We start from the raw sequence: 22,968 nt of genomic DNA, 5'->3' as shown, positions 1-22,968 counted from the left end.
CCCATAAACCTTTTGAGAATGGGGAGCTGGATTTTACCAACTCCTCTTTTTCTCTTTTACCAATCTGGCCTGTTTTTCGGTAAAATAGCTGAGTTTTTTATTAACCTCTTCGGGAAAAGAGAAAAGTGTGAAGCAGGAGGAATCAATGGCCACACAAAATCCTGCCACGCCAATGGTCGGTACAGCAATTAGAGCAGGTGAATTAGCAAAAAAACCTCGCATTGGTGAATCGATCATACAAACAATTTTGTTTGTCTGTGGCGCCATTTCAATTTTAACAACGGTTGGCATTGTCTACATTTTGGGCAGCGAGTCGCTGAACTTCTTTACCAAAACGAATTGGGAAGACACCAACAAGCGGCTTGTTGTGGACATGAGCCAAGCCGCCACCACGCTGGAAGCGGCCGAATCCGGTGCCGCCATCGAAGTGGGTGAAACCATTCGCCTTAGTGATGAAATCATGGAGGTAACGGCGATCAACGGCACAATTGTGTCCGTAGCGCGGGGTGTGGACGGCAGTGAAATTGTGCCCCACAATGCGGGTGTCACCATTGAGCGTGCCACGGATGTCTCCGTTTGGGATACCCTTACCTCGACAAATTGGACGCCACAGCTCGGTAATTTTGGGCTGTGGCCGCTCATTCTGGCGACTATGATGACCAGCGTTATTGCCATGTTGGTGGCCTTGCCCGTCGGCTTGGCAACAGCCATTTACCTAAGTGAATACGCCTCTGAAAAAGCAAGATCGACCCTGAAACCAATTTTGGAAGTTCTGGCGGGTGTGCCCACTGTGGTGTATGGTTATTTTGCCCTCACTTTTATGACTCCCTTGCTGCGTAGTCTGTTTGGTTTAGAAACGGTAAAGATCTTCAACACGGCCTCGGCGGGCATTGTGGTGGGCATTCTCATCATTCCGCTGGTTACCTCGATGAGTGAAGATGCGCTTCATGCCGTCCCTGATTCGCTCCGACAGGCTGCCTATGGTTTGGGTGCCACCAAGCTAGAAACATCATTGCGGATTGTGTTGCCTGCGGCGCTTTCGGGGATTACGGCCGCATTCGTCGTTGCCATTTCCCGCGCCATTGGTGAAACGATGGTGGTTGCCATTGCTGCCGGGTCTGGCCCCAAGAACTTCGACTTTGGCGAAGATAGCCTGTTTGGCTACATCCTGAATCCGTTTGAATCGGCCGAAACGATGACCGGGCACATTGTGCGGATTAGCGGCGGTGATTTGAGCTACGACTCGATTGATTACAACAGTATTTTTGCCATCGGTTTAGGCTTGTTCCTTATGACGCTCACGCTAAACATCATTAGCCGCCGCATTGTGGCTAAATACCGCGAGGTGTATGAGTAATGGCAGAGCAAAATTATTACCCAGAAGGGGACAAATTAGAAAAGCAGATTCACAAGCGACACCGCTCCGGTTCCATCTGGCGCACCCTTTTTCAGGCATCAACCATTATTGGCATTCTGGCACTGACGGCCCTGCTGTACAACATCATCAACGAGACGTTTGGCTTGGTAGCTGTGCAAAACAGCGTGGAGCCAGACAAGCTGGTGCTCGATTTGGAAGAAGCCATTCTGCTGGAAGCCGAGAACACGCTTTCCAGTGAGGATGACAACGTTTTGGCAGAAGGCATCGTCAGCGATGAATTTGGCATTGGCTTTTTTGGCTATGCCTATTACCGCGAAAACAGCGACAGCTTGAAAATCTTGTCGGTGGAAGGGGTAGAAGCATCTGCTGAGACTGCTGGCGATGGAAGCTATCTGATGACACGGCCGTTATACCTCTACACTTCCGAAGAAATATTGCAAAATAACCAGGCCGCCAGCATTTACCTCAACTATTTACTCACCAACATCAACAGTGAGATTAGTGAAGTTGGTTACTTCCCGCTGAGTCCAAACGGGCTGTCTGCGTCGCAGGTGGCCTGGGTGCAAAACAGTGGCTTCGATTTACAACCTGGCCAGTGGGCGGCCATTGATCCGGCTGGGCTTGGCGGCAATATCGTCATTGCTGGCGGTTCCACCGTTTTCCCGGTAACAGAGCATATGAGCAACCAAATTGCCGCCGACGGCTTTGCGGCCAACGTGACCCTGCAAAGCGTGGGCAGCACTGCTGGCATTGAGCTGTTCTGCGTGGATGAGCGCATTGACATCGCCGCAGCCAGCCGCCCTATCCGACCTGGCGAATATGAAGCCTGCCGCGACAATTTCATCCAGCCCATCGAGCTACAAATTGGCACCGATGCTTTGGCGGTGGTGGTGAGTCGTGAGAACAGCTTCCTGGAAAATGTAACGGTTGAGGAGCTGAAGCAGATTTTTACAACGGCCGTTTCCTGGTCAGACGTTAACTCGGCCTGGCCGAATGAACCCATCAGTCGGTACATTCCTGGGGCAGATTCTGGCACGCTCGATTTCTTTACCGAAACGGTATTTCCAGCATCTTTGGACGAACTACCCAAAGAAACTCTGGTGCAAATCCTGCAAAACAACATCTCGGTTGGTTTGGGGCGTAACCTGGAGCGGCAGCAGCGGTTCTTTGAAGAGAGTTTTGCCTTTGAAAACCCAGACCTCTTTGCCGAAGTCTGTGCCGGAGAAGAACCGCCCGCAGGCTGCACTCTGCCCGCCCGTGACCAGGAAAACGTTTACGATCTGCTCATTCAGGAAGTGGTGCAGCCAGACGTGGTGCAAACCTGGACGCTAATGGATTCGCTCACCAGCCGCAGCGAAATTGAGGCGTTTACGGCCGAAGCGTATCCCAACGCCCAGTTAGAGTTCCGTTCCTGGCTGTCGGGGCGCTTTCTCACCTCGCCACAGTCTAGCACGCCGGAGTTTGCCGGGGTGCGTACCGCCATTTTTGGCTCGCTGTGGGTGGTGCTGATCACCATTTTGTTCTCGTTCCCGGTGGGCGTGGCGGCTTCCATCTATTTGGAAGAGTATGCAGAAGACAATAGGCTCAACCGCATCATCCAGACCAACATCAACAATTTGGCGGGCGTTCCTTCCATTATCTACGGGATGCTGGGGCTGGTTATCTTTGTGCGCCTGCTGGAATCCTTTTCTAGCGGTGCGCTGTTTGGTTTAGTGGATGATTCGTCAACGGCAAACGGCCGTACCGTCATCTCAGCAGGTCTAACCTTAGGTTTACTCATCCTCCCCATCATCATCATCAATTCGCAAGAGGCCATTCGTGCCGTGCCTAGCTCGCTGCGACAGGCAGGCATGGCGCTGGGCGCCACCAAGTGGCAAACAATTTGGCACCATGTGATTCCCAATGCCTTACCCGGCATTTTAACTGGAACCATTCTTGCTCTTGCCCGCGCTATTGGCGAAACGGCTCCGCTGGTCGTCGTCGGTGCCTCGACCTTCATCACCGTAGACCCCAGCGGGCCCTTCTCAAAATTCACCGTTTTGCCCATCCAAATTTATCAATGGACTTCCCGGCCTCAGGCAGAATTCCGCAATATTGCCGCCGCCGCCATCGTGGTGCTGCTGGTTTTATTGCTGTCGCTGAATGCTTCGGCCGTTTATCTGCGTAATCGCTACTCAAGGAGAGCCTAATGTCTTCCAATGGAGTTAGTGGCCCTATCGCCATCGAATCGCACAACCTGCACGTTTATTATGGCGACTTTAGGGCTGTCAAAAATATCTCATTAAAATTTCCGTCTGAAAAAATCACTGCGCTGATTGGCCCCTCAGGCTGTGGAAAATCCACCGTTTTGCGCTCCTTCAATCGGATGAACGATCTCTATTCAGTTGCCCGTGTAGAGGGTGAAGTGACTTACCGAGGTACGAACATCTACGACGCCAAAATTGATCCCGTAGAAATTCGCCGACGCATTGGTATGGTGTTCCAAAAACCAAATCCCTTCCCCAAAACCATCTATGAAAATGTTGCTTGGGGTGCTCGCATCAATGGCTATCAAGGCGATATGGATCAATTAGTAGAAGAATCACTTCGTCAGGCTGCCCTTTGGGATGAAGTGAAGGATAAGCTCAATCAGAGTGGTCTTTCACTCTCTGGTGGGCAGCAGCAGCGCTTGTGCATCGCCCGCACCATTGCCGTTAAGCCAGAGATTATCTTGATGGATGAACCCACCTCTGCCCTTGACCCCGTGGCCACGCTTCGCATTGAGGAGCTGATTCAGGAGCTTAAGAAAAAGTACACCATTATTATTGTTACCCACAATATGCAGCAGGCAGCCCGTGCCTCTGACTTTACTGCGTTCTTCAATATGGATAGTGACCGTGCTGGTTATTTGGTGGAATCTAGTGAAACAAACGAATTGTTCACTAACCCCAAAAATGAACTGACAGAACAATATATTACAGGACGTTTTGGTTAACATAATGATTATTCGAGAACATTACGAGCGTGACCTTCGCAACATGCAGGATGAAATTCTACGCATGGGTAGCGAAGTAGAAGAGAATCTCATCAAAGTGGTAACCGCCTTGCTAAAGCGAGATTTAGTCGCCTCCGATGAGCTAGTGAAGTCCGATAAGTGGTTCAATCAGCGGCGCATAGACATCATGAACCAAATCTTTGGCATCATTGCCACCCAACAGCCTATAGCCAGCGACTTACGTTTGCTGGCGGCTGCATTGGAAATTGCGGGGGAGCTGGAGCGCATTCACGATTACGTGAAGGGCATCGGCAGCATTAGTCTGATGATTGGGGAAGGTGAAGTGCCAGCCGAATTGGTGGTGCATATGCCGCAAATGGCAGAAAAGGGGCGTTTTATGCTGCATCGTTCTTTAGATGCATTCACGCAGCGTGATTCCGATATCGCCTTTGAAACAATCAAAAGAGACGATGAAGTTGACGAGCTATACAACGACACTTACCGCGCCGTGATGGCGTATATGGCAGCCAATAGTGACTCGTTCCAATTAGCACAACGGTTGGAATGGGCGGCGCACAATCTGGAACGTGCGGCCGACCGGGTCACCAATATTTGCGAATGGGTGATCTATTTGGCTTCTGGTGAATATAATCAGGGCAAGGAATTGCTTCGTTCATACGATTCTACATAAGTGTGTCACAACTGAGCATTTTCTAAAAATCTTGCTTTCTGCGGGTCGTGTCGTTGACGCGACCCGTTATTTGTTTATATTTCTGATATGGCACAAGTTAAGGAGAAACCAACAATCACGACGGACGGGGCAAACACGGCCGTTTCTGCCAGAAATTACGGTCGTCTTTTAGGCGCAGTCGTCATCCTGCTGCTGCTCATTGGCCTCTTCCCCAACCTGGTTCCCGCTGGCTTGAATGAACGATTCCAAACCTTTGTCACCATCTTTTTGGGAATCTTCATTGAAGCAGTGCCCTTTTTGCTGGCGGGCTCGCTGGTTTCTGGGCTGATTGATGTTTTTGTAGACAAAGAAGCATTGGCACGGTACGTGCCGCGACGGGCAGTGCCAGCGGCGTTTGTGGGGTCGTTGCTGGGATTTGCCTTCCCCGTCTGTGAATGTGGCGTGGTGCCCGTAACGCGACGGCTCTACCAAAAAGGGCTGCCCGTCTCTGTTGGCATCGCTTTTTTGTTGAGCGCCCCAGTGATTAACCCGGTTGTGTTGGTAAGTACGTATGTTGCTTTTGGCTGGGGGCCGGTGCTAATCGGCCGTTTTGCCTTTACCATTCTCATCGCCTTTGTTGTGGGCCTTATCTTCCAGTTTGCCCCGCCCAAAGAGATTATTTTGCCGCAGACCGACGATAGCCACGATCATGATCATTATGCAATGGCGGCTGGGAACGGCCGTTCCCAACGTCTGTGGCAGGCAGTTACCATCGCCGGGGACGACTTCATTGACATGGTGCGCTACCTCATTGTTGGCTCCATGCTGGCGGCCACCATGCAAACCTTTGTGCCACAATCCACCCTCATTGCCTTCGGCAGCGGGCCTGTCACCTCCGTCGTGGCCATGATGGTGTTGGCTTTTGTGCTGTCCATCTGCTCCACGGTGGATGCCTTTCTGGCACTTTCCTTTGTCAACAGCTTCACCACTGGCTCGATTCTCAGCTTTTTGGTCTTTGGCCCCATGGTAGACATCAAAAGTGCGCTCATGTTCCTGGGCGTTTTCCGGCGGCGGGTGGTGCTTTATCTCATTCTGCTGCCGCTGGCACTCACCATGCTGATAACCGTTTTCATTAACCTAAACCTGAATTGGTAGGAATATTTGCCACGGATTTTCACGATTAACGCGGATTAAAAAATCTGTGATAATCCGCGAAATCTGCGGCTAAAAAATTATGAAACAAACGATTAAGGTCATCTTACTCATTGCTCTGGGCATCTTTTTATTGAGCCGTTTGCTGAACGGCACGCTCAGTTTTTACATTCACCCTCGCTTTAATGTGCTAACGCTGCTAACGGCCGTTGGCCTCATGGGTCTGGGCATCGCTTACGCCATTCAACAACGGCGGCAGGCTGCCCACAATCACTCCCACGATGAAGCCCATGATCACGACGACCATGAGCACGAGCACGTCCACAGCCACGACGTCACTTGGGTCGGATTGCTCCTGCTGGCCATCCCCGTGGTGCTGGGGCTGCTGGTAGAACCCCGTCCACTTGGCGCATCGGCCCTGCAAAATCGGGAAATCAACATCGGCAACGACGTGTCGCTGGTGTCGGCCAATGCGCCAGAGGGCAGCGAATTGAGCGTGATTGCCAACGCAGGCGAACGCAACATCCTGGACTGGCTCTACCTGTTCCAGCGCAGCGCAGAACCCACCGCCTTTGATGGCGAAGAGGCGCATGTGGTAGGCTTTGTTTACCGGGATGAGCGCTTTGCCGAAACGCAGTTCATGGTGAGCCGCTTCACCGTTAGCTGCTGCGTGGCCGACGCCGCCCCGATTGGGTTGATTGTGGAGTGGCCGGATACGGCCGTCCTTGCTCCAGACAGTTGGGTAGAAGTCGCTGGCACCGTCCAGGCCCGTACCTTCAATGGTGTGCAAATGCCCGTGCTGGTGGCGGAGAGTATTACGCCCACGGAAACGCCGAGCCAGCCATATCTATATCAGTGAATTTTGTAATTTTGAATGATCCTCCGGGAGGTTTCGCTAATTTGTAAGGCCGTAGATCAAACCTCCCGGAGGTTGATGTTGAAACAAAGTACTTAATTATCAATTACCCCTCCATGTCACTCACCCGCTTCGACCGCATCGTTATTTCCACCCTGGCTGTGCTGGCAACAATGATTACAGTCGTCATCCTCTACGGCGACAATATTGCCCTGGAAGCCACTGGCACTTGGCCTGCGCCCAACAGCAGCAGCATTTCTACCCGCGCTACCATTCAGGTGACCTTTAGCGAGCCATTGGCCAACGTGCCGGAAACGGCCGTTACCCTCGATCCCGCCATCCCTGGCACAGTTTCTATTGCCAGCAACCAACTCATCTTCCAGCCAGACGTGCCGTTGGCCGCCGATAGCCGCTACCGCGTCACCGTCGCCGAGATCAGCAGCGAGCAAGGACACCAGCTAGACGAGTCACTTAGTTGGGAATTCCAGACTGGCCAACCGCGCATCGTCTACATCAGTTGGGATGATGAAGCCGCCGACCAGCTCTACATCGCCGATGTGGGCGGCGAAACCGTTACCACCACGCCCCTCACCGCTACCGACGCGGACGTACTCGACTTTGCCATCAAGCCAGACGGCAGCCAGATTGCTTACGCCATCCTGCGCGACGGCGGCGCGGCCGATCTGTGGCTCATCAACAGCGATGGTAGCGGCAATCGGGAACTGCTGGCCTGCCCGGAAGCCGCTTGCTCCCAGGCGCAATGGTTACCAGACGGCCGTCGCCTCATCTACGAGCGGCGCAACATTCCCACACCCGGCGCGCCGCCCGGCAACCCACGTCTCTGGTGGCTAGACGTCACCACTGGGGAGACCGTGCCGCTCTTTCAAAATAATCAAATGTTGGGACTGTACCCGCGCATTTCAGACGATGGGCAGTGGCTCAGTTTCGTTTCGCCTATTGATCAGGGCATCCAGCTATTCAATTTGGCAGATGGCACCGGGATGCTCATTCCCAATCAGATGGGTTCCCCGGCCGTGTGGCGACCGCAGGGAGACAGCCTGCTCATCACCAACATCAACACCAGCAGCACCAACTGGAGCGTGGAGCTAACCAGCGTCAACCTGGCCAGCGAAGCCACCACCGTCCTCAGCCAGCCCATGCCGGGCGAAGACAGCGTGGACGACAGTTCGCCCGCCTGGTCGCCAGATGGTGAATGGATTGCCTTAGGCCGCAAGCTGCCGCGCACGCCCATGGGTCGCCAAATTTGGGTGATGCGCGCCGATGGCTCAGAATCGTTTGCGGTCACCAACGATCCGCAAATACATCACGGAGAAATCACCTGGTCGCCAGACGGCCGTTTCCTACTCTACCAGCAATACAACCTGGAAGAACTGTATGCCAAGCCCGCCATCTGGCTCGTCGAAATCACCACCGGCGAACGCACCGAAATCGCGACGCCTGGCACATTACCTGCTTGGCTTCCGTAAAACTACCCTCTCCCTCTCAGAGAGAGGGGGCAAAATTCCCTCCCCTTTTGAGGAGGAGGGTTAGGGAGGGGGTCAAACAATCATGAACAACGCACCACAGCAAACCCAACCAGAAGCCAAACCACAACTCCCCCGCTGGCAAATTGGACTGCTGTTGCTGATGTTATTTGCCTTCCTGGGCGCATCTTACGCTTTTTTGCAGCCACCTCGCCGCCCCACCACGCTCCCGCCCATCCTCTACTTAGCTGAAGATGAGCCCGGTCTGTACCAACTATTCCTGGCAAATACACCCGACTGGCAACCGACGCAGCTAACGCAAGAAACAGCCGTTCTGCTCAATTACGCGCCTGCCCCCAACGGCAACCAAATTGCCTACGCCACCAGCCTGCCAGACGGCAACAGCCAGATTAAGCTGCTTCCCCTCAACGGCTCGCCCGAAACGCTGCTCACCTGCGAAAATGCCGAATGCGCCCAACCGGTCTGGCACCCAGACGGCCGTCGCCTGCTGTACGAGCGGCGCGAACCACCCAACTTTGGCCACCCCCAGCTTTGGTGGCTAGACACCCAAACCGGAGAATCTATTTTGCTGCTCGAAGATGAAACGGCCGTTGGCAGCAACGCCCGCTTCTCCCCCGATGGGCGTTGGGTCGCCTTTGCTGGTTCGCCAGATGAAGGCATTCGGCTGTACAACTTTGCGGACGGCCGTTTCCTCACTTACCCCAGCATCGTTGGCACACCCGCCGCCTGGCACCCAATTGGCAACCAATTACTCTACCAAAACAGCCGCACCGTCGTTTTTCACGGTGAAAGCAACAACAATCACGACGAGCATGGGCACGATTTTGCAACGGCCGTTAGCCTCTACCTGGGCGGCATCAACAGCGAAGCCAACAATCGCCTTCTCAGTGAAGATGGTGCCTTTGACGACGGCAACGCCGCTTGGTCGCCTGATGGCGAGTGGATTGCCTTTGGACGCCGCTTGGCTGGCACCAACACAGGCCGCCAGCTTTGGCTCATGCGCGCCGATGGCTCAGAAGCCCGCGCCCTGACAGACGATATTACCATTCATCATGGCCCCCCAAGCTGGTCACCAGACGGCCGTTTCCTTCTCTTCCAACAATACAACAGCAACACCCCCAACCAGCTCCCCACCGTTTGGTTCCTCGAACTCGCCAGCGGCGAATTCACGCAAGTGACAAGCAATGGCCTTTTGCCAACGTTTTGGGTTTCATTGCAATAGTGGGTTGTGGCGTAGTGATAACAAGATAAGTCTAAGTAAAACGGCTATCTAGCCACCAAATATAATACAATCAATTCCAAGACATTTCTAGAATTGCCAAATTTAAGTCCCACCCTTGACCCCACTTTTAGTACCCTACTATTACTCTTAGACGATCATTCTCATCATCAAAAGATAAAGTAATTTTACTTAAGGGCTCGGAAACCCTCTTTCCGATTTTCAGTTTATCAAATGTAACCCAATAATTATTGATAAACACAACCTCCGCTAATTCATCCCATGCCCAACGATGGCTAAAAAGATGAATCATAGGCCTCGCACCTATACTCTCTTCTCTTCTTGATACAGGCACAGTTGAAGTATCCCCATGCACAGTGACCTTTTTTCCCAGCCACTTTGCCAGTTCGCTCACAATATCAGATCTGAGATCAACTAATTGCTGGAAAACCTGTTCTGTGGCAATTACAGTTTCTGAACCTTGCCTCACCCAAGCTGGTCCACCAAAATGCGGAGTATCCCCATCATGTTCGATTTCAATACGAACACAAAATTTATCCATTTTCTTGTAAATCATTGATCTCCAAAGAATTGGAGGATAAATTTTGTCGCACTCTTTCCGAATTCTTTTCTGAATATTGTCAGGATTCTTAACGCCTTGGACTGTCCCATCATCCTTTTCACCAATCAGAATAGTTGCCACATGCCCTGGTTTCACGGAATTGGAAAACGCTACAAGGGTTTTTAGAAGATCTTTCAAATCTGATTCTACTTTTCTCTCAAGCAAATTGTCTTCCCACGGAAAATCAATCATCGTTTTACCTTTAAATGTGTTTTGGATACAAAATAACGTTACCGTGTTCTACTACATTGACATCTCATTGACAATGTGTTTTTTCTTGATTTGATATATTTCTCTGTGACAACCCACCTGCTTATTCATTCCATTGTCTTCTAACCCATCCACAATCGTTAACCAAATGTTTACAGCGATTTAGCTATCCCTTAACAAAGGTAAGGTATTCTGGGGGCAAGTACACACTTATGGTTGTTCCTACCCCCGGAACAAGCAACGGCAAACGTTTCAGGAAACGCACATTTCTTTCCTCCTTTTCTCCTCTATGGTTAAGTTTGAACACGAATTGGGAGCGGGTTGCGGCCCCGCTCCCTTTTCATTTCCCTCATAAAAGCGTTCCCAAGTGGCAAAATACAGATTTTAAGGTTGATGCTTAATCTGGTTTACAATAATAGGCGTCTGTTTTAGCGCACATTTTACAGTTAGCACCATAGTGCTGGAGTAAAATGTGGAAACGATTGGTTGAATATGCCATAATCAGCATAGCAAATACATAAAATTCTTCTTGTTCATCAATTCTCGAAGAAAAATGACTGAAGCATCGTTTAATTCATCATGACATTAGTTGGACCTAGCTGGATCGGCCGAACGCTTGGTGGCCGTTACGAAATCGAATCAATTTTGGGGCGCGGCGGTATGTCGTCAGTTTACCGTGCCACAGACCCAAATTTGCGGCGCAAAGTTGCCGTCAAAATCATTCACCAGCATCTTTCCGACAATAAAGAGTTTATCGAGCGATTTGAACAGGAAGCGGCCGTTATCGCCCAGCTACGCCATCCCAACATTGTGCAGGTGCACGACTTCAATCACGAAGGCGAAGTCTACTTCATGGTAATGGAATATGTGCCGGGGGAAACGCTCGGTAAGCGGCTGGAGGCACTCAAAGGTGCTGGTTTGCGCCTGCCGCTGAACGACACCATCCGCATCCTCACCACCATTTGCGGGGCGGTTGATTACGCCCACCAGCGGCGCATGATTCACCGCGATCTGAAGCCTGCCAACGTAATGATCAATCTGCTTAACGAGCCGGTGCTTATGGATTTTGGCATTGCCAAAATTGTGGGTGGTCGTTCTCACACAGCTACGGGGGCGGCAATGGGAACGGCCGCTTACATGTCGCCAGAGCAGGTGCGCGGGGAACACGCCGACCACCGCTCCGACATTTACTCTCTGGGCATCATGATGTACGAAATGCTGAGTGGTGAAACCCCGTTTCACGGTGACTCCACCTACCAAATTATGCTCAAGCATATCAATGAGCCATTGCCAGACATCCAGCTTGTAGAAGCCAACACCCCCAACTCGCTGGTCAACATTTTAGAACGCGCCCTCTCCAAAAATCCTGACCACCGCTTCCAAACCGCGCAGGAGATGGCCGCCGCGCTGAATACCGCCGCCATGCAAATGCCCAGCCCCACCGACACGCTGGCCGCGCGCCACCTGGACCGGCTGATGGTAATGTGGCAATCGGCCCGCGATCTGTACGATGACCGGGAGTTTGCCCGTTGCCTGGACAAACTGGATGAGCTTCACCGTGCCGACCCAGATTACCAGGAACAAAAGTCAAAGCAGCTACGGCAGCAAGCTATCGATCATCTAATCGAGCGCGCCAACCGCACCCTGGAAAGTGGCGAATTTTCTGAGAGTTTAACGGCCGTAAAAGCCCTGCGCGAACGCGACATCACCCATCCAGACCTGGACGAGTTGGAAACCAAAGCGCGGGCTGGTTTAGAAACGATGGCGCTGCAAGCGCAGCTAAACCAACTGTATGAAGAAGCATTGGCACACCTGGATAACCGTGAATATCAATCTGCCCTAGCCAAGTGGGATGTGATTGAACAGCGACGAGGTAAACTACCGTTTGCCGATAGGCTTGCTGTGCAAAAGCGCGCCAACGAAGGCATTTGTGCCACTCTTTACAACCAGGCTATTGCTGCCCTGGCACAAAATAACCCTGAGCAAACGTTGGCAATCTGGGAAAAAATTTCAGCAACAGATTCAGAATTCCCAGACTCGCAAAACGTGGTGCAATCTGCTGAGGCGATGATTCAGGGGCAAAACCGCAAAAAATTACGAACGCCCTTATTCATCATTGGGGGTGTAGCCCTGCTTGCACTGCTTATCTGGGGCGCAAGCCAGTTCATTGGTGGCTCAGATGATGTGGCGGAAACGGCCGTTCCCACCACCATCCCTGCCATCGCCGCCAACACAGAAACACCCACCGCAACCACGATGCCCACAGAAACGGCCACCAATCCACCCACGGCAACCGCAACAGATGCGCCAACGGACACGGCCGTTCCTACCAACACCGCCTCACCCACGCCAGAGCTAACACCCAGCGCGACACCGCTGCCGCAGGATACGGCCGTTGCCACTGAAAACGCCTCCATCTTTGCCCAGGCCAGCACCAACAGCAATGAATTGGGCATCGTGCGCGCGGAAGAAATGGTGACGGTGCTGGGTCGCTCGGCCAACAACAATTGGCTGTATGTGTTGGATGACTCAGGGAATCGTGGCTTTATTTTTGCAGACTTGCTAACCTGGGCAGGCGATGTTGAGGCATTGCCCATCCGCACAGGCAGCACAACCATACCCGATGCAACGGCCGTTCCCACTACCGACGGCACGCTCACTCTGGACATTTACCAGCTAGACGGCACCGAACAGTGTGGCGAAGGCAGTTCCTGGACCCAACAGGTTTTCATGCGTGCCCAGGGCGTTAGCGGAACGTTTGACTATTATTGGGAAGGCGAACTGATTGGAACGGCCGTAAATGATAACATTACCTTTGAAATTAGCAGCAGCGGTGGCGCCGTTGTTGGCACAGGCAGCGTCATCGTCAATGGCGCAGAAGTAAGCCAGCAAATATTTGTCCCGCCGCCAGCATGTAGCCAAAATTAATAGATAAAAATCATACCAGAAATCGTATTTCTCAAACCAATTCTTTTTGCTGTAACAAGCTACTCAGAAATACGATTTCGTAGGATAATTTGAAACACAACTTGGAGAAACAAGATGAGTGATCTGCAACCAACCTGGACTGGGCGCACCCTCGGTGGACGCTACAGAATTGATGCCCTACTGGGGCGTGGTGGCATGTCTTCAGTATACAAAGCCACAGACCCCAACTTGCAGCGCACCGTTGCCATCAAAATCATCCACCCCCATCTGTCTGAACACCCAGAATTTGTTAAGCGGTTCGAGCAAGAAGCTGCGGCCGTTGCCCGTTTGCGCCACCCCAACATCATGCTCGTACACGACTTCAACCACGAGGGCGGCGTCTACTACATTGTCTTTGAATACATTGCGGGCAACCCGCTGGATAACCGGCTAAAAGAGCTAAAAGAAGCCGGGCTGCGCCTGCCGCTATCAGAAACCATTGAGATTATGGTGCCGTTGTGCGAGGCTGTGGCCTACGCCCATGAAAACAAGATGGTTCACCGCGATCTGAAACCGTCTAACGTCATGATCAACCTGCTGGGGCAACCAATTTTGCTCGACTTTGGCATTGCCAAAATTGTTGGTGGCGGACATGTGCATACTGCCACGGGTGCTACCATCGGTACGGCCGCTTACATGGCTCCAGAGCAAGTGGTAGGTGATGAAGTGGATCATCGCGCCGACATCTACTCGCTGGGCGTGATGCTGTATGAAATGGCATGCGGTCGTCCGCCATATGAAGGGCAATCAGCTCTGACGGTGATGATGAAGCATGTCAACGAGCCTCTGCCAGACATCCGGCTGTTCAACAGCAATTTGCCCGATATGTTTAGCGCAGTGTTGGAAAAAGCATTGGCCAAAGACCCCAAAGAGCGGTTTAGCTCTGCATTGGAGATGGCAACGGCACTGCGCGATGTGGCGCGGCAGGCCTCCATGCCTGGCACAGACACGATGGCATACACCATACCACCCCCTGCAACTGACCGTGAATCAGCAGAAACGGCCGTTCCGCCCACCAAAATAGAACCAAAAGAAGAACCACCCTCGCTGGCAGATACAGAAATTGTCACACCAGACCCCGTTACAGAACCTATCGCGCAGCCAAAACCCAAGCCTGCAACCCAAAAATCTGGGCGCAACTGGCTGCCGTTGGTGCTGGGGGGCGTTGCGCTGCTGGCTATTATCGCTGCGGCCGTGCTGCTGTGGCCTCGACTGTTTCCGCCAGAATTGCCCAGTTCGGCAGGCATGGTGCAAGTCCCCGAAGGCACCTTCACTATCGGAGCCGACCTGAGCGGCAGCCAATACGTCTCGCCACAAGAAATTACGCTGGAATCATACTGGATTGACCGCTTTGAAGTGAGCAATAGTGATTACGCCCTCTTCCTGGCTGAAACGGAAAATGAACCACCGTCAAGCTGGGTGAATGGGCAGCTACCTGTTGGGCAAGAAAATCATCCTGTACGTGGCATTTCCTGGCAAAATGCCAACGATTATTGCAACCGCCAAAACAAACGCCTCCCATCCGAGGCAGAGTGGGAGGTGGCAGCGCGAGGCGGCTTGGGCTTCTTGTACCCGTGGGGAGACGACCCCACCAGCGTCAGCCTGCCCCAGAATAGCACCTATGCCAGCGGCAGTTTGCCCCCCAACCGCAGCAGCTTTGGTGTGTTTGACATGGCCGGTAACGTGTGGGAATGGGTAGATGAACCATATGCCGCTGTGCCTGAAGGCCAGGAAGTAGCGCGCGGTGGTGCGTTTGACTTTTTCAAAGATATGGCTTATCGGCTTCAGGGCGACCCCAATCTCCCCACCATGATCGCTTCAACAGGCGTGCGCTGCGCCGCGAGCGAGGCGGAAGTTGTTCCTGATGATGCGATTGTGCTAGTGGATGATTTTACAAACCCAGAAAGTGGCTGGCCCGATTTGAAGGAAGACAACGCCTGGCGCGGTTACCATCCGCCAGATTATTACCATGTGGAAGCAACGGGGGCCAATCAGGCAGCAACGGCCGTTTTCGGCTCAGAAGTTAGCAATGTCAGCATGGAAGCGCGCGTTTTCGTTGATATTTTGGAAACAGAAGCAGGGGAATATCGGTACGGGATCATCTTGCGCCAGACCAGTAATCGCGAGTTCTACGCCTTCACAGTTGCGCCCCGCTCAGGTGAGTGGGCCGTTCTCAAAGCATCAAACGATGGCTTAGATAACGTACAAAATGGCTCTATTGAAGGCTTAACGGCAGGTATTGGCGGCGCTATTCAAGGCGGTTCGGTAGACGTTGCCGATACCTTACGCGTGGATGCTAGTGGCAACATGTTCTCCTTTTTTGTAAACGGCCGTATCCTCACCACCTTCACCGACAGCAGCTACCCTAATGGCGATTTTGGCTTTTACGTAGAAACCGTAGACGAAACCCGCGCCCACGTTCATTACGACAATCTCACTATCCTAGAATTGGGCGATGCGTTACTACAAGATGAAGAAGAAGCCGTAGCGGCTGAGCCAACAGCAGAGGAAAATGATCCGGCCACCGATGCTACCGAAGTAGCCCCAGAACCTACCGCAACTACAGAAATCGGTGCAACAGGCCAACCAGAAGCGACTCCTGAACCTACCGCCACGCTGATACCCTCCTCCACCCCTGAACCAACCGAAGTTGCCGTCCCAAATGGCATGCTCCTCATTCCCAGCGGCAGCTTTTTGATGGGTTCCTCAACGGGTGAAGCCAATGAGCAACCAGAGCATGCGGTTACTTTAGACGCTTACTTCATTGACCAATTTGAGGTAAGCAACGAGCAATATTTGGCCTGTGTGGCGGATGGCGGCTGCACCCAAACTGGGCTACGGAACTCCTTCCGCCGTTCCGGCTATCGGGATGATCCTGTCTTTGCCAACTACCCCGTGATGGGCATCACCTGGACGCAGGCCAACGCTTATTGCGAATGGGCGGGCAAGCGACTGCCCACCGAAGCCGAATGGGAATTTGCCGCTAGCGGCCCAGACAACTTCACCTGGCCTTGGGGCAACGAATTTGATCCTGCCCTGTCTGCCGCCAGTTCGCTAGACACGGAGCCAGTGGATGACTTCCCCAATGGTGCCAGTCCGTTTGGCGTTTTCAACATGGCAGGTAATGTGAATGAGTGGGTGCTGGATCGGTTCGATCCAGATTTCTACGCCAATTCTCCCGAAAATAATCCAGTCAATCTGGATTCTGGCAACAGCCAAATTTACCGGGGCGGCAGCTTCGACAACACCAATGGCGCATTTTTCACAACCAGCCGCCGCTATGTCGTCTCTGGAAATACTTTTGATGTAGACATTGGCTTCCGCTGCGCTCAAGACAATCCTTAATTAGAAAGAGGCTGGGTGCGACTGACCCAGCCTCTTTTTCATTTGGCCGTTTCATCTTTGCCTGTTTTACGGCCGTTTCGCTCTTCTTCCCGCAGTTTTTCCAGCACGCCTACCCTGCGCGCAATATCCTGCACAATGAGCAATGTTTGTCCCACCGTTTGCTCTGTGGTGATGTCACCCCGCGTCCACCGCCTGATCACTTCGTCCAACGTGTAATTTCCCATCTGGCATTGCCTCCTTTTTTGCCACAGAGAACACAGAGATTTTTGAGAAAAGCATGTCCTATGTTGATTCTGTCGCTATTTCAAGGTTTGATTAAGAAAGGTGTGGCAACGGCCGTTTGCAAAAACAGCGTCAAGGTGAGCAAACCCCACTGTCTTCGCGTCCTCTTCCCAGGAAACACAGGCAACCAGAAAGTTACGGCAAGGTTCACCGCCAACGTTGCGCTTTTTGGTTAAAAGGTCTTTGTTGGAATGTTTGACTGTGTGATACGGCCGTTACCGCACCAATGATGACATTTTACACGGTAGCGTCTTTTTTGTCAATACCCATTTTCTTCTTTGAGTCATGTCCGCGTAGGCGGGCATCCATTTCAAACACAAAGATGGATTCCTGCCTCCGCAGGAATGACAGGTTTAAATGCAGAATGAGTTACGGCCGTTCTTCCCCCACCTCATACCCAAAGCCAGCCCGCTCCGCCACCAAGCCCAGATGTTTGGATGTGGCGCGGCTGGGTGCGTAGGCTCCCGTTTCCCACTCACTCACCGTCTGCTGGCGTACCCCTAACTCGTCTGCCAGCTCACCCTGCGACATTTCCATATGCTGCCGCAACGCCTTAATCATGCCGCGGTTCCATAGCACTGTATCCCCCGATTTTTCAACCGTGTAGGTCAGCTTCGCTTTAGCAAAATGCACCGTTTCTATAGCCAAGTCCACCGACTGTACATGATACCCCGCATCCATCCACGCCGATGCCTGCACCGCCCCTTTGCTGCGATTGCTCCACCAGCCAGCCCGGGCCCGTGCACTGCCGGGCAAATTGGTTTGCAGTAATTGTTCAATTTGGGAAAACGTCAGCGTCACCGGCTCGCCAGCCGCCTGCTGCAAGTGAGAATAAAGCGGAAAATATTTACTGCCTTGCTTCATAATTGGGCATTATACCAAAATTGCATGGGAAACGGCCGTAAATAATCAATAGCAACAAATGATGCGAATTTTTATGAACTTCACGCGCTAATTCGTGAAAATTCGATGCCAAAAATATTTATCACATAGGTTCAACTCTTTTGACGAAACCCAAAACCAGACTAAAATCTCGTAACGTTATTTACAAAAAATTCCATACTTCAACCACAGGAATATAAATGGTCAAAACAACCCCCTTTTATCCCCGCCTCGCCCCGCTGAGCGAAACGATGCTGTGGAAGCATTGGGCGGGCTATGCGGCGGCGCAAAATTACCAATTCTCCACACTCACCGAATATTTCGCCATCCGCAGCGGCGTAGCCGTATTCGACACTTCGCCGTTGTTCAAATACCGTATCAAAGGGCCAGACGCTGAGTGCTTCCTGTCAGGCGTGCTGGCGCGAGACATTCGCACCTGCCAACCGGGGCAAGCCCAGTACACCATCTGGTGCGATGATGCGGGCTACATGCTGGAAGATGGCGTGGTGCTGCGACTGAGTGAAGATGAATTTCTACTCACCGCCGCCGAACCAAACCTGCGCTACTTTGCCAACTTAATCGGCCATCACCGCGTGGAAATTAGCGACATCTCCAAAGAGTACGGCATTTTGGCCGTGCAAGGACCACACTCGCGCACCGTCCTGGCGCAACTCACAGAAACGGCCGTTGACCTCCCTTACTTCCACGTCACCCAAACCAAAATCGCCCAAAAGCCCGTCATTTTGTCCCGCACCGGCTACACGGGCGACCTCGGCTTTGAAATCTGGATCAAAACAGAGGATGCGCTTACCGTCTGGGATTCACTCATGGCGGCTGGTGCCAACTACAACATCATGCCGATAGGCTTGTGGGCGTTGAAGATGGCCCGCCTCGAAGCGGGGCTGCTTCTGCTGGATGTTGATTTTTCATCGTCGCGCTATGCCTGGATTGCCGAGCAGCGGGAAACACCACTGGAGCTGGGGTTTGATTGGATGTTTCGGAAGTTGGCGGATGAGGAACGGCCGTTCATTGGCCGTCAAGCCATCGAAAACGAAATCAAAAACAAAACCTCCCGCTGGAAAACCATCGGCCTCATGCTCGATTGGCAGGCCTATGACCAGACATATGAAGACCTCGGCCTCATCCCGCCAAAAGAGACAATGCCCCTCGAAGAAGCGCATTCACTGTACGACGCGGAACGCAACTACTTGGGCTACGCCACCAGCCTCATGTACTCCTCACTGCTCAAGCGGCACATTGCCATTGGCAAGCTGCCGCCGCACCTCAGCAAACTCGGCAGCGAAGCGTATCTCGAACTCATGGTGGTCCATCGGCCCAAATACGTGTTGGCCAACGTCGTGCGGACGCCCTTTTATGATCCACCCCACAAAAGACGATAAGCCGCCAATCAGACTCATTATTGACAAAGGCTATTACAAGTTTATACTTTAGAGTGTAAACTTCGGAGGTGATTTTATGCAAGCCACAGCAAAAGATTTGAGATTTAACGTCAAAGAACTATTAGATACGGTTTCCAGAGGGGAAGAGGTGATCATTACATATCGAGGAAAACCTCAAGCAAAGTTAATTCCTTTTGAAGATGAAATTGCCATTGAGGACGAACTTTTTGGAATATGGGCAGACGATTCAAAGTCTGAAGATGTAGCAGCGTATATTCGCAATATCCGCAAGGGGCGGTTTGATGCTGATTGATACTGATATCATCGTTTGGTATATGCGCGGCAATGAAAAGGCCAGAGAAACAATTGAAACCTATCCTCGATTCAGCATATCTGTTGTGACCTATATGGAATTGGTGCAAGGGATGAGGAATAAGAACGAGCTGCGGGCATTGCGTCGCGCTTTACGTGCCTGGAAAACAGAAATCATCTACATCAATGAAGAAATTTCCAGCAAGGCGATGTTTTTTGTTGAGCAATATTACCTGAGCCACCCTGTTCACCTTGCAGATGCTTTGATTGGTGCAACGGCCGTTACCCACGGCCTCTCTCTACTAACTGGCAACGCCAAACATTACACACCGATCAAAGATGTGGAAATCGTAAAATTTAAACCAGGGTAAAAGATGTCTAAAAAATATGATGCAATTGTAATCGGCGGTGGTCACAATGGGCTGGTGAATGGCGCGTACCTGGCCAAAGCGGGGCTGAAAACGGTGGTGCTAGAGAAGCGACACCTCGTTGGCGGCGCAGCCATCACCGAGGAGCTAAAGCCCGGCTTCCACTTCACCACCTTCTCTTACGCCCTCAGCCTGCTGCGCCCTGACATTATTCAGGAGCTGGAGCTAGTGAAGCACGGCCTGATGATCCTGCCCATGCCCAATACCTTCACCCCTGCTGAAAACGGCGACTACCTGCTGATGGGGCCAGACAGCTACCAAAATTACCACGAAATTGCCCGCCATTCGGCCAAAGACGCCGAGGCATATCACGATTACTGGCACATCATTAAGCAGGTGGTGCAGGCGGTGAAGCCGCTGGTAGACAGCATCCCGCCCGACATCACCAGCAGCGAGCCAGAAGAGTTGGCCCGCTTAGCGGCCGTGGGATCGCATCTTGGCAACCAAAACCCCAAAGTGCTGCACATGCTCACCCGTCTGCTCACAGGCAGCGCGGCCGACCTGCTGGACGACAATTTTGAAACCGATGTCCTTAAAGCAGCCTTCTGCTCCAGCGGGCTGATTGGCACCAAGGTTGGGCCGCGCTCGCAGGGGTCGGGGCTGGTGCTGCTGTACCACAAGCTCGGCGATTTTGACGGCAGCATTGGCGACTGGGGCTTCCACAAAGGGGGCAACGGCGGCTTCACCCAGGCAGTAGCCCGCGCTGCACAATCGTTTGGCTGCGAAATTCGGTTGGACGCGGCCGTGAGCGAAGTCATCACCAAAAATGGTGAGGCGATTGGCGTGGCGCTGCAAAACGGCGACGAGCTTTACGCTGACATCATCATCAGCGCGTTAGACCCGCGCCACACCTTCCTCAAACTCGTCGAGCCGCGCGATTTGCCTACCGATCTGGTAGAAACGATTGAAAATTTCAAGTATCAAGGGGTGTCGTCCAAGGTGAATTTTGCGCTGGATGGCCTGCCGGAATACCCGTCATTGCCCGGCCGCACCGATATTTTCCGGGGCTTCATGAACATTGGCCCTACGATGGATTACATCGAACGCGCCTTTGATGATGCGAAATATGGCTGGTATAGCAGGAAACCTTACATAGACTGCTGCATCCAATCAACCATAGACCCAGATATGGCCCCGCCGGGAAAACATATCATGTCCTGCTTTGTCCAGTACACGCCCTACAAGCTCAAAGGTAGCGATTGGGATAGCGAAAAAGAGAATTTTGGCGATGTGGTGCAGCAAACCCTCACCGAGATCTTCCCTAACTTTAGCGACCTTGTTTTGCACCGGGAGGTGGTCACGCCGCTGGACATCGAGCGCACGGTGGGGCTAAGCGAAGGTAACATCTTCGCTGGGGAATTTATGGGGCCACAAATGTACTTTTTCCGCCCCGCACCGGGCTGGAACCAGTACCGCACGCCAATCAAGGGCTACTACCAATGTGGCTCGGGCACGCATCCCGGCGGCTGCGTCATGGGCGCACCGGGGAAGCTAGCCGCCGCGCAGATTTTGGGGGATTTGAAGAAGTAAGCGAGTTTGCGATTGGCTATTAAGCAAGTCGGCAAGTAAAAGGTAAATAGAAATCACAATATGACTACAAAACGCAAACGGACAAAATCTATTTCAATCGCTGGTGTCAAATTTGCCAGGGATATTGTTAACGTTCATAACTCTATTTTCCAAGAAGTGGCACTAGAAAATGATATTGGAAATGATGCATATATTGAATTCATAAAGGACGAGGAAGCAACAGGATGCTGTATTTTTGTTCAAATCAAATCAGGAGATTCATATGTGAAGCCAGATGGAAACTACGTCTTAAAATCTGACAAGGATCACTTTGAGTATTGGGCATCACATTCATTACCAATTGGATGTATTGTTTATAGTCCCAAGAATAATCAAGCTGTCTGGTACGATGTAACAGAATATTTATCACAAAATCCCAATGTAATTAATGATGGTCCATATAATATAACCATTCCTCAATCACAAGTCTTCTCTCAAGAAACTTTTGCCGAGTTTGCAAATCATTTCCTCAACTATCTTGAACCATATAAACGCAGATTAGGAACTGCTTTGCGAAAATTTTCCGATAGAAAGAACTATCGTAATTGCCTGGATGGAATGAAATATTTATTCACGTTTCAAAGACAAGATTTTGTGAGTTGGTATTACGTCATAACTTGTTACCGGAATTTTCGGGGGCATCCGATGTTGTTTCAGCTTACAAACATGATTGCCTATTTACCTGGTCATGGGGACATTCTCTGGCATGGTGGAAACTATATTCAAGAAAACACACGAAAAGCAGCATTAGCTTTCTTGAACGAAAGCTTTGGCAAAGAAGAAGTTTTAACAATGTTAGAAATAGTGACTGATGGTGGTGGATTCACCCGTGGTGCAATTGGTCAATCTGTATATGTTATCCTTTGGAATGTTAAGAACCGTGAAGCTGTTCTTGAGTCAATTTTGGCCGATGTAGATGTTGATAATGAGAGCCGGTATTGGTCCCTTTTAGTTTTAGTTTATTTCATGCAGATAAACGATGCTAGAATCAATAAATGCGTGAAACTAATCGACACATACCAACATCTCTTTTCAGATAATGAAATAAAACAAATGGTTCAGGGCTTACGCAAGGAACTTAAAGCGAAGCGAAGTTTTGAACTGTTCTTTTAGTATTGTTCACATTTGCATAACTTTATTTTCTTAAGCTGACACTTTTATGATACTCGCCTACTTACATGCTCGCTAACTTTGTTA

General features: G+C 51.6%; 18 protein-coding genes. 15 read left to right on the top strand and 3 right to left on the bottom strand.

Annotated features, from left to right (window positions below; all coding sequences use genetic code 11):
* Positions 1-145 precede the first annotated feature (145 nt).
* The 8 genes from pstC to ACOQPM_RS02175 all read left to right on the top strand — a co-directional run bounded on the left by pstC (position 146) and on the right by ACOQPM_RS02175 (position 9,757).
* A complete protein-coding gene (gene pstC / locus ACOQPM_RS02210) occupies positions 146-1,357 on the top strand; it encodes a phosphate ABC transporter permease subunit PstC (RefSeq protein WP_420627590.1) in 1,212 nt (403 codons plus the stop codon).
* The gene (gene pstA / locus ACOQPM_RS02205) at positions 1,357-3,567 is read left to right on the top strand and encodes a phosphate ABC transporter permease PstA (protein ID WP_420627589.1); all 2,211 of its coding nucleotides are present in this window, start codon (positions 1,357-1,359) and stop codon (positions 3,565-3,567) included. The genes pstC and pstA overlap by 1 nt, the downstream gene beginning before the upstream one ends.
* Entirely contained in the window at positions 3,567-4,352 is a 786-nt protein-coding gene (pstB, locus tag ACOQPM_RS02200; protein ID WP_420627588.1) for a phosphate ABC transporter ATP-binding protein PstB, read from the top strand. The genes pstA and pstB overlap by 1 nt, the downstream gene beginning before the upstream one ends.
* Positions 4,353-4,356: 4 nt before the next feature.
* Entirely contained in the window at positions 4,357-5,043 is a 687-nt protein-coding gene (phoU, locus tag ACOQPM_RS02195; RefSeq protein ID WP_420627587.1) for a phosphate signaling complex protein PhoU, read from the top strand.
* An 87-nt stretch (positions 5,044-5,130) separates the two neighbouring features.
* Positions 5,131-6,177 carry a permease gene (locus ACOQPM_RS02190; RefSeq protein ID WP_420627586.1) on the top strand — a complete coding sequence of 349 codons (1,047 nt, stop codon included), beginning with the start codon at positions 5,131-5,133 and terminating at the stop codon, positions 6,175-6,177.
* A gap of 79 nt (positions 6,178-6,256) precedes the next feature.
* A complete protein-coding gene (locus tag ACOQPM_RS02185; protein ID WP_420627585.1) occupies positions 6,257-7,033 on the top strand; it encodes a TIGR03943 family putative permease subunit in 777 nt (258 codons plus the stop codon).
* 113 nt (positions 7,034-7,146) lie between these two features.
* Complete coding sequence (locus ACOQPM_RS02180; RefSeq protein ID WP_420627584.1) at positions 7,147-8,517, top strand: Ig-like domain-containing protein; 1,371 nt, start codon at positions 7,147-7,149, stop codon at positions 8,515-8,517.
* A gap of 82 nt (positions 8,518-8,599) precedes the next feature.
* Positions 8,600-9,757, top strand: coding sequence for a TolB family protein (locus ACOQPM_RS02175; protein ID WP_420627583.1), 1,158 nt, complete (start codon positions 8,600-8,602; stop codon positions 9,755-9,757).
* Positions 9,758-9,884: 127 nt separating this feature from the next.
* Here the strand turns inward: ACOQPM_RS02175 and ACOQPM_RS02170 are convergent, their stop codons facing one another.
* Positions 9,885-10,568: a helix-turn-helix domain-containing protein gene (locus tag ACOQPM_RS02170; protein WP_420627582.1), complete on the bottom strand. Its 684-nt coding sequence runs from the start codon at positions 10,566-10,568 to the stop codon at positions 9,885-9,887.
* 597 nt (positions 10,569-11,165) lie between these two features.
* On the opposite strand from ACOQPM_RS02170, the gene ACOQPM_RS02165 reads away from it, so the two are divergent.
* Positions 11,166-13,514, top strand: coding sequence for a protein kinase domain-containing protein (locus ACOQPM_RS02165; RefSeq protein WP_420627581.1), 2,349 nt, complete (start codon positions 11,166-11,168; stop codon positions 13,512-13,514).
* A 114-nt stretch (positions 13,515-13,628) separates the two neighbouring features.
* Entirely contained in the window at positions 13,629-16,898 is a 3,270-nt protein-coding gene (locus ACOQPM_RS02160) for an SUMF1/EgtB/PvdO family nonheme iron enzyme (RefSeq protein WP_420627580.1), read from the top strand.
* A gap of 38 nt (positions 16,899-16,936) precedes the next feature.
* Here the strand turns inward: ACOQPM_RS02160 and ACOQPM_RS02155 are convergent, their stop codons facing one another.
* Together ACOQPM_RS02155 and ACOQPM_RS02150 are read right to left on the bottom strand one after the other, a co-directional pair.
* Complete coding sequence (locus ACOQPM_RS02155) at positions 16,937-17,122, bottom strand: hypothetical protein (RefSeq protein WP_420627579.1); 186 nt, start codon at positions 17,120-17,122, stop codon at positions 16,937-16,939.
* Between the two features lie 427 nt (positions 17,123-17,549).
* Positions 17,550-18,044: a helix-turn-helix transcriptional regulator gene (locus ACOQPM_RS02150; RefSeq protein ID WP_420627578.1), complete on the bottom strand. Its 495-nt coding sequence runs from the start codon at positions 18,042-18,044 to the stop codon at positions 17,550-17,552.
* Between the two features lie 218 nt (positions 18,045-18,262).
* Here ACOQPM_RS02150 and ACOQPM_RS02145 point away from each other — a divergent pair, with 218 nt between their 5' ends.
* The 5 genes from ACOQPM_RS02145 (at position 18,263) to ACOQPM_RS02125 (ending at position 22,884) form a co-directional block, all read left to right on the top strand.
* Positions 18,263-19,462, top strand: coding sequence for an aminomethyltransferase family protein (locus tag ACOQPM_RS02145; protein ID WP_420627577.1), 1,200 nt, complete (start codon positions 18,263-18,265; stop codon positions 19,460-19,462).
* A 76-nt stretch (positions 19,463-19,538) separates the two neighbouring features.
* Complete coding sequence (locus ACOQPM_RS02140; protein WP_420627576.1) at positions 19,539-19,775, top strand: type II toxin-antitoxin system Phd/YefM family antitoxin; 237 nt, start codon at positions 19,539-19,541, stop codon at positions 19,773-19,775.
* The gene (locus ACOQPM_RS02135; protein ID WP_420627575.1) at positions 19,765-20,145 is read left to right on the top strand and encodes a type II toxin-antitoxin system VapC family toxin; all 381 of its coding nucleotides are present in this window, start codon (positions 19,765-19,767) and stop codon (positions 20,143-20,145) included. Before ACOQPM_RS02140 ends, ACOQPM_RS02135 begins: the two co-directional genes overlap by 11 nt.
* Before the next feature lie 3 nt (positions 20,146-20,148).
* Positions 20,149-21,732 (top strand): phytoene desaturase family protein, encoded by a 1,584-nt coding sequence (locus ACOQPM_RS02130; RefSeq protein ID WP_420627574.1) that lies wholly within the window; start codon positions 20,149-20,151, stop codon positions 21,730-21,732.
* A 60-nt stretch (positions 21,733-21,792) separates the two neighbouring features.
* A complete protein-coding gene (locus ACOQPM_RS02125; RefSeq protein WP_420627573.1) occupies positions 21,793-22,884 on the top strand; it encodes a DUF4365 domain-containing protein in 1,092 nt (363 codons plus the stop codon).
* Positions 22,885-22,968: the final 84 nt, after the last annotated feature.

This window comes from Candidatus Leptofilum sp., assembly GCF_965223525.1.
Taxonomy (GTDB): domain Bacteria; phylum Chloroflexota; class Anaerolineae; order Promineifilales; family Promineifilaceae; genus Leptofilum.
This window is presented reverse-complemented; position numbering and strand designations above follow the sequence as displayed.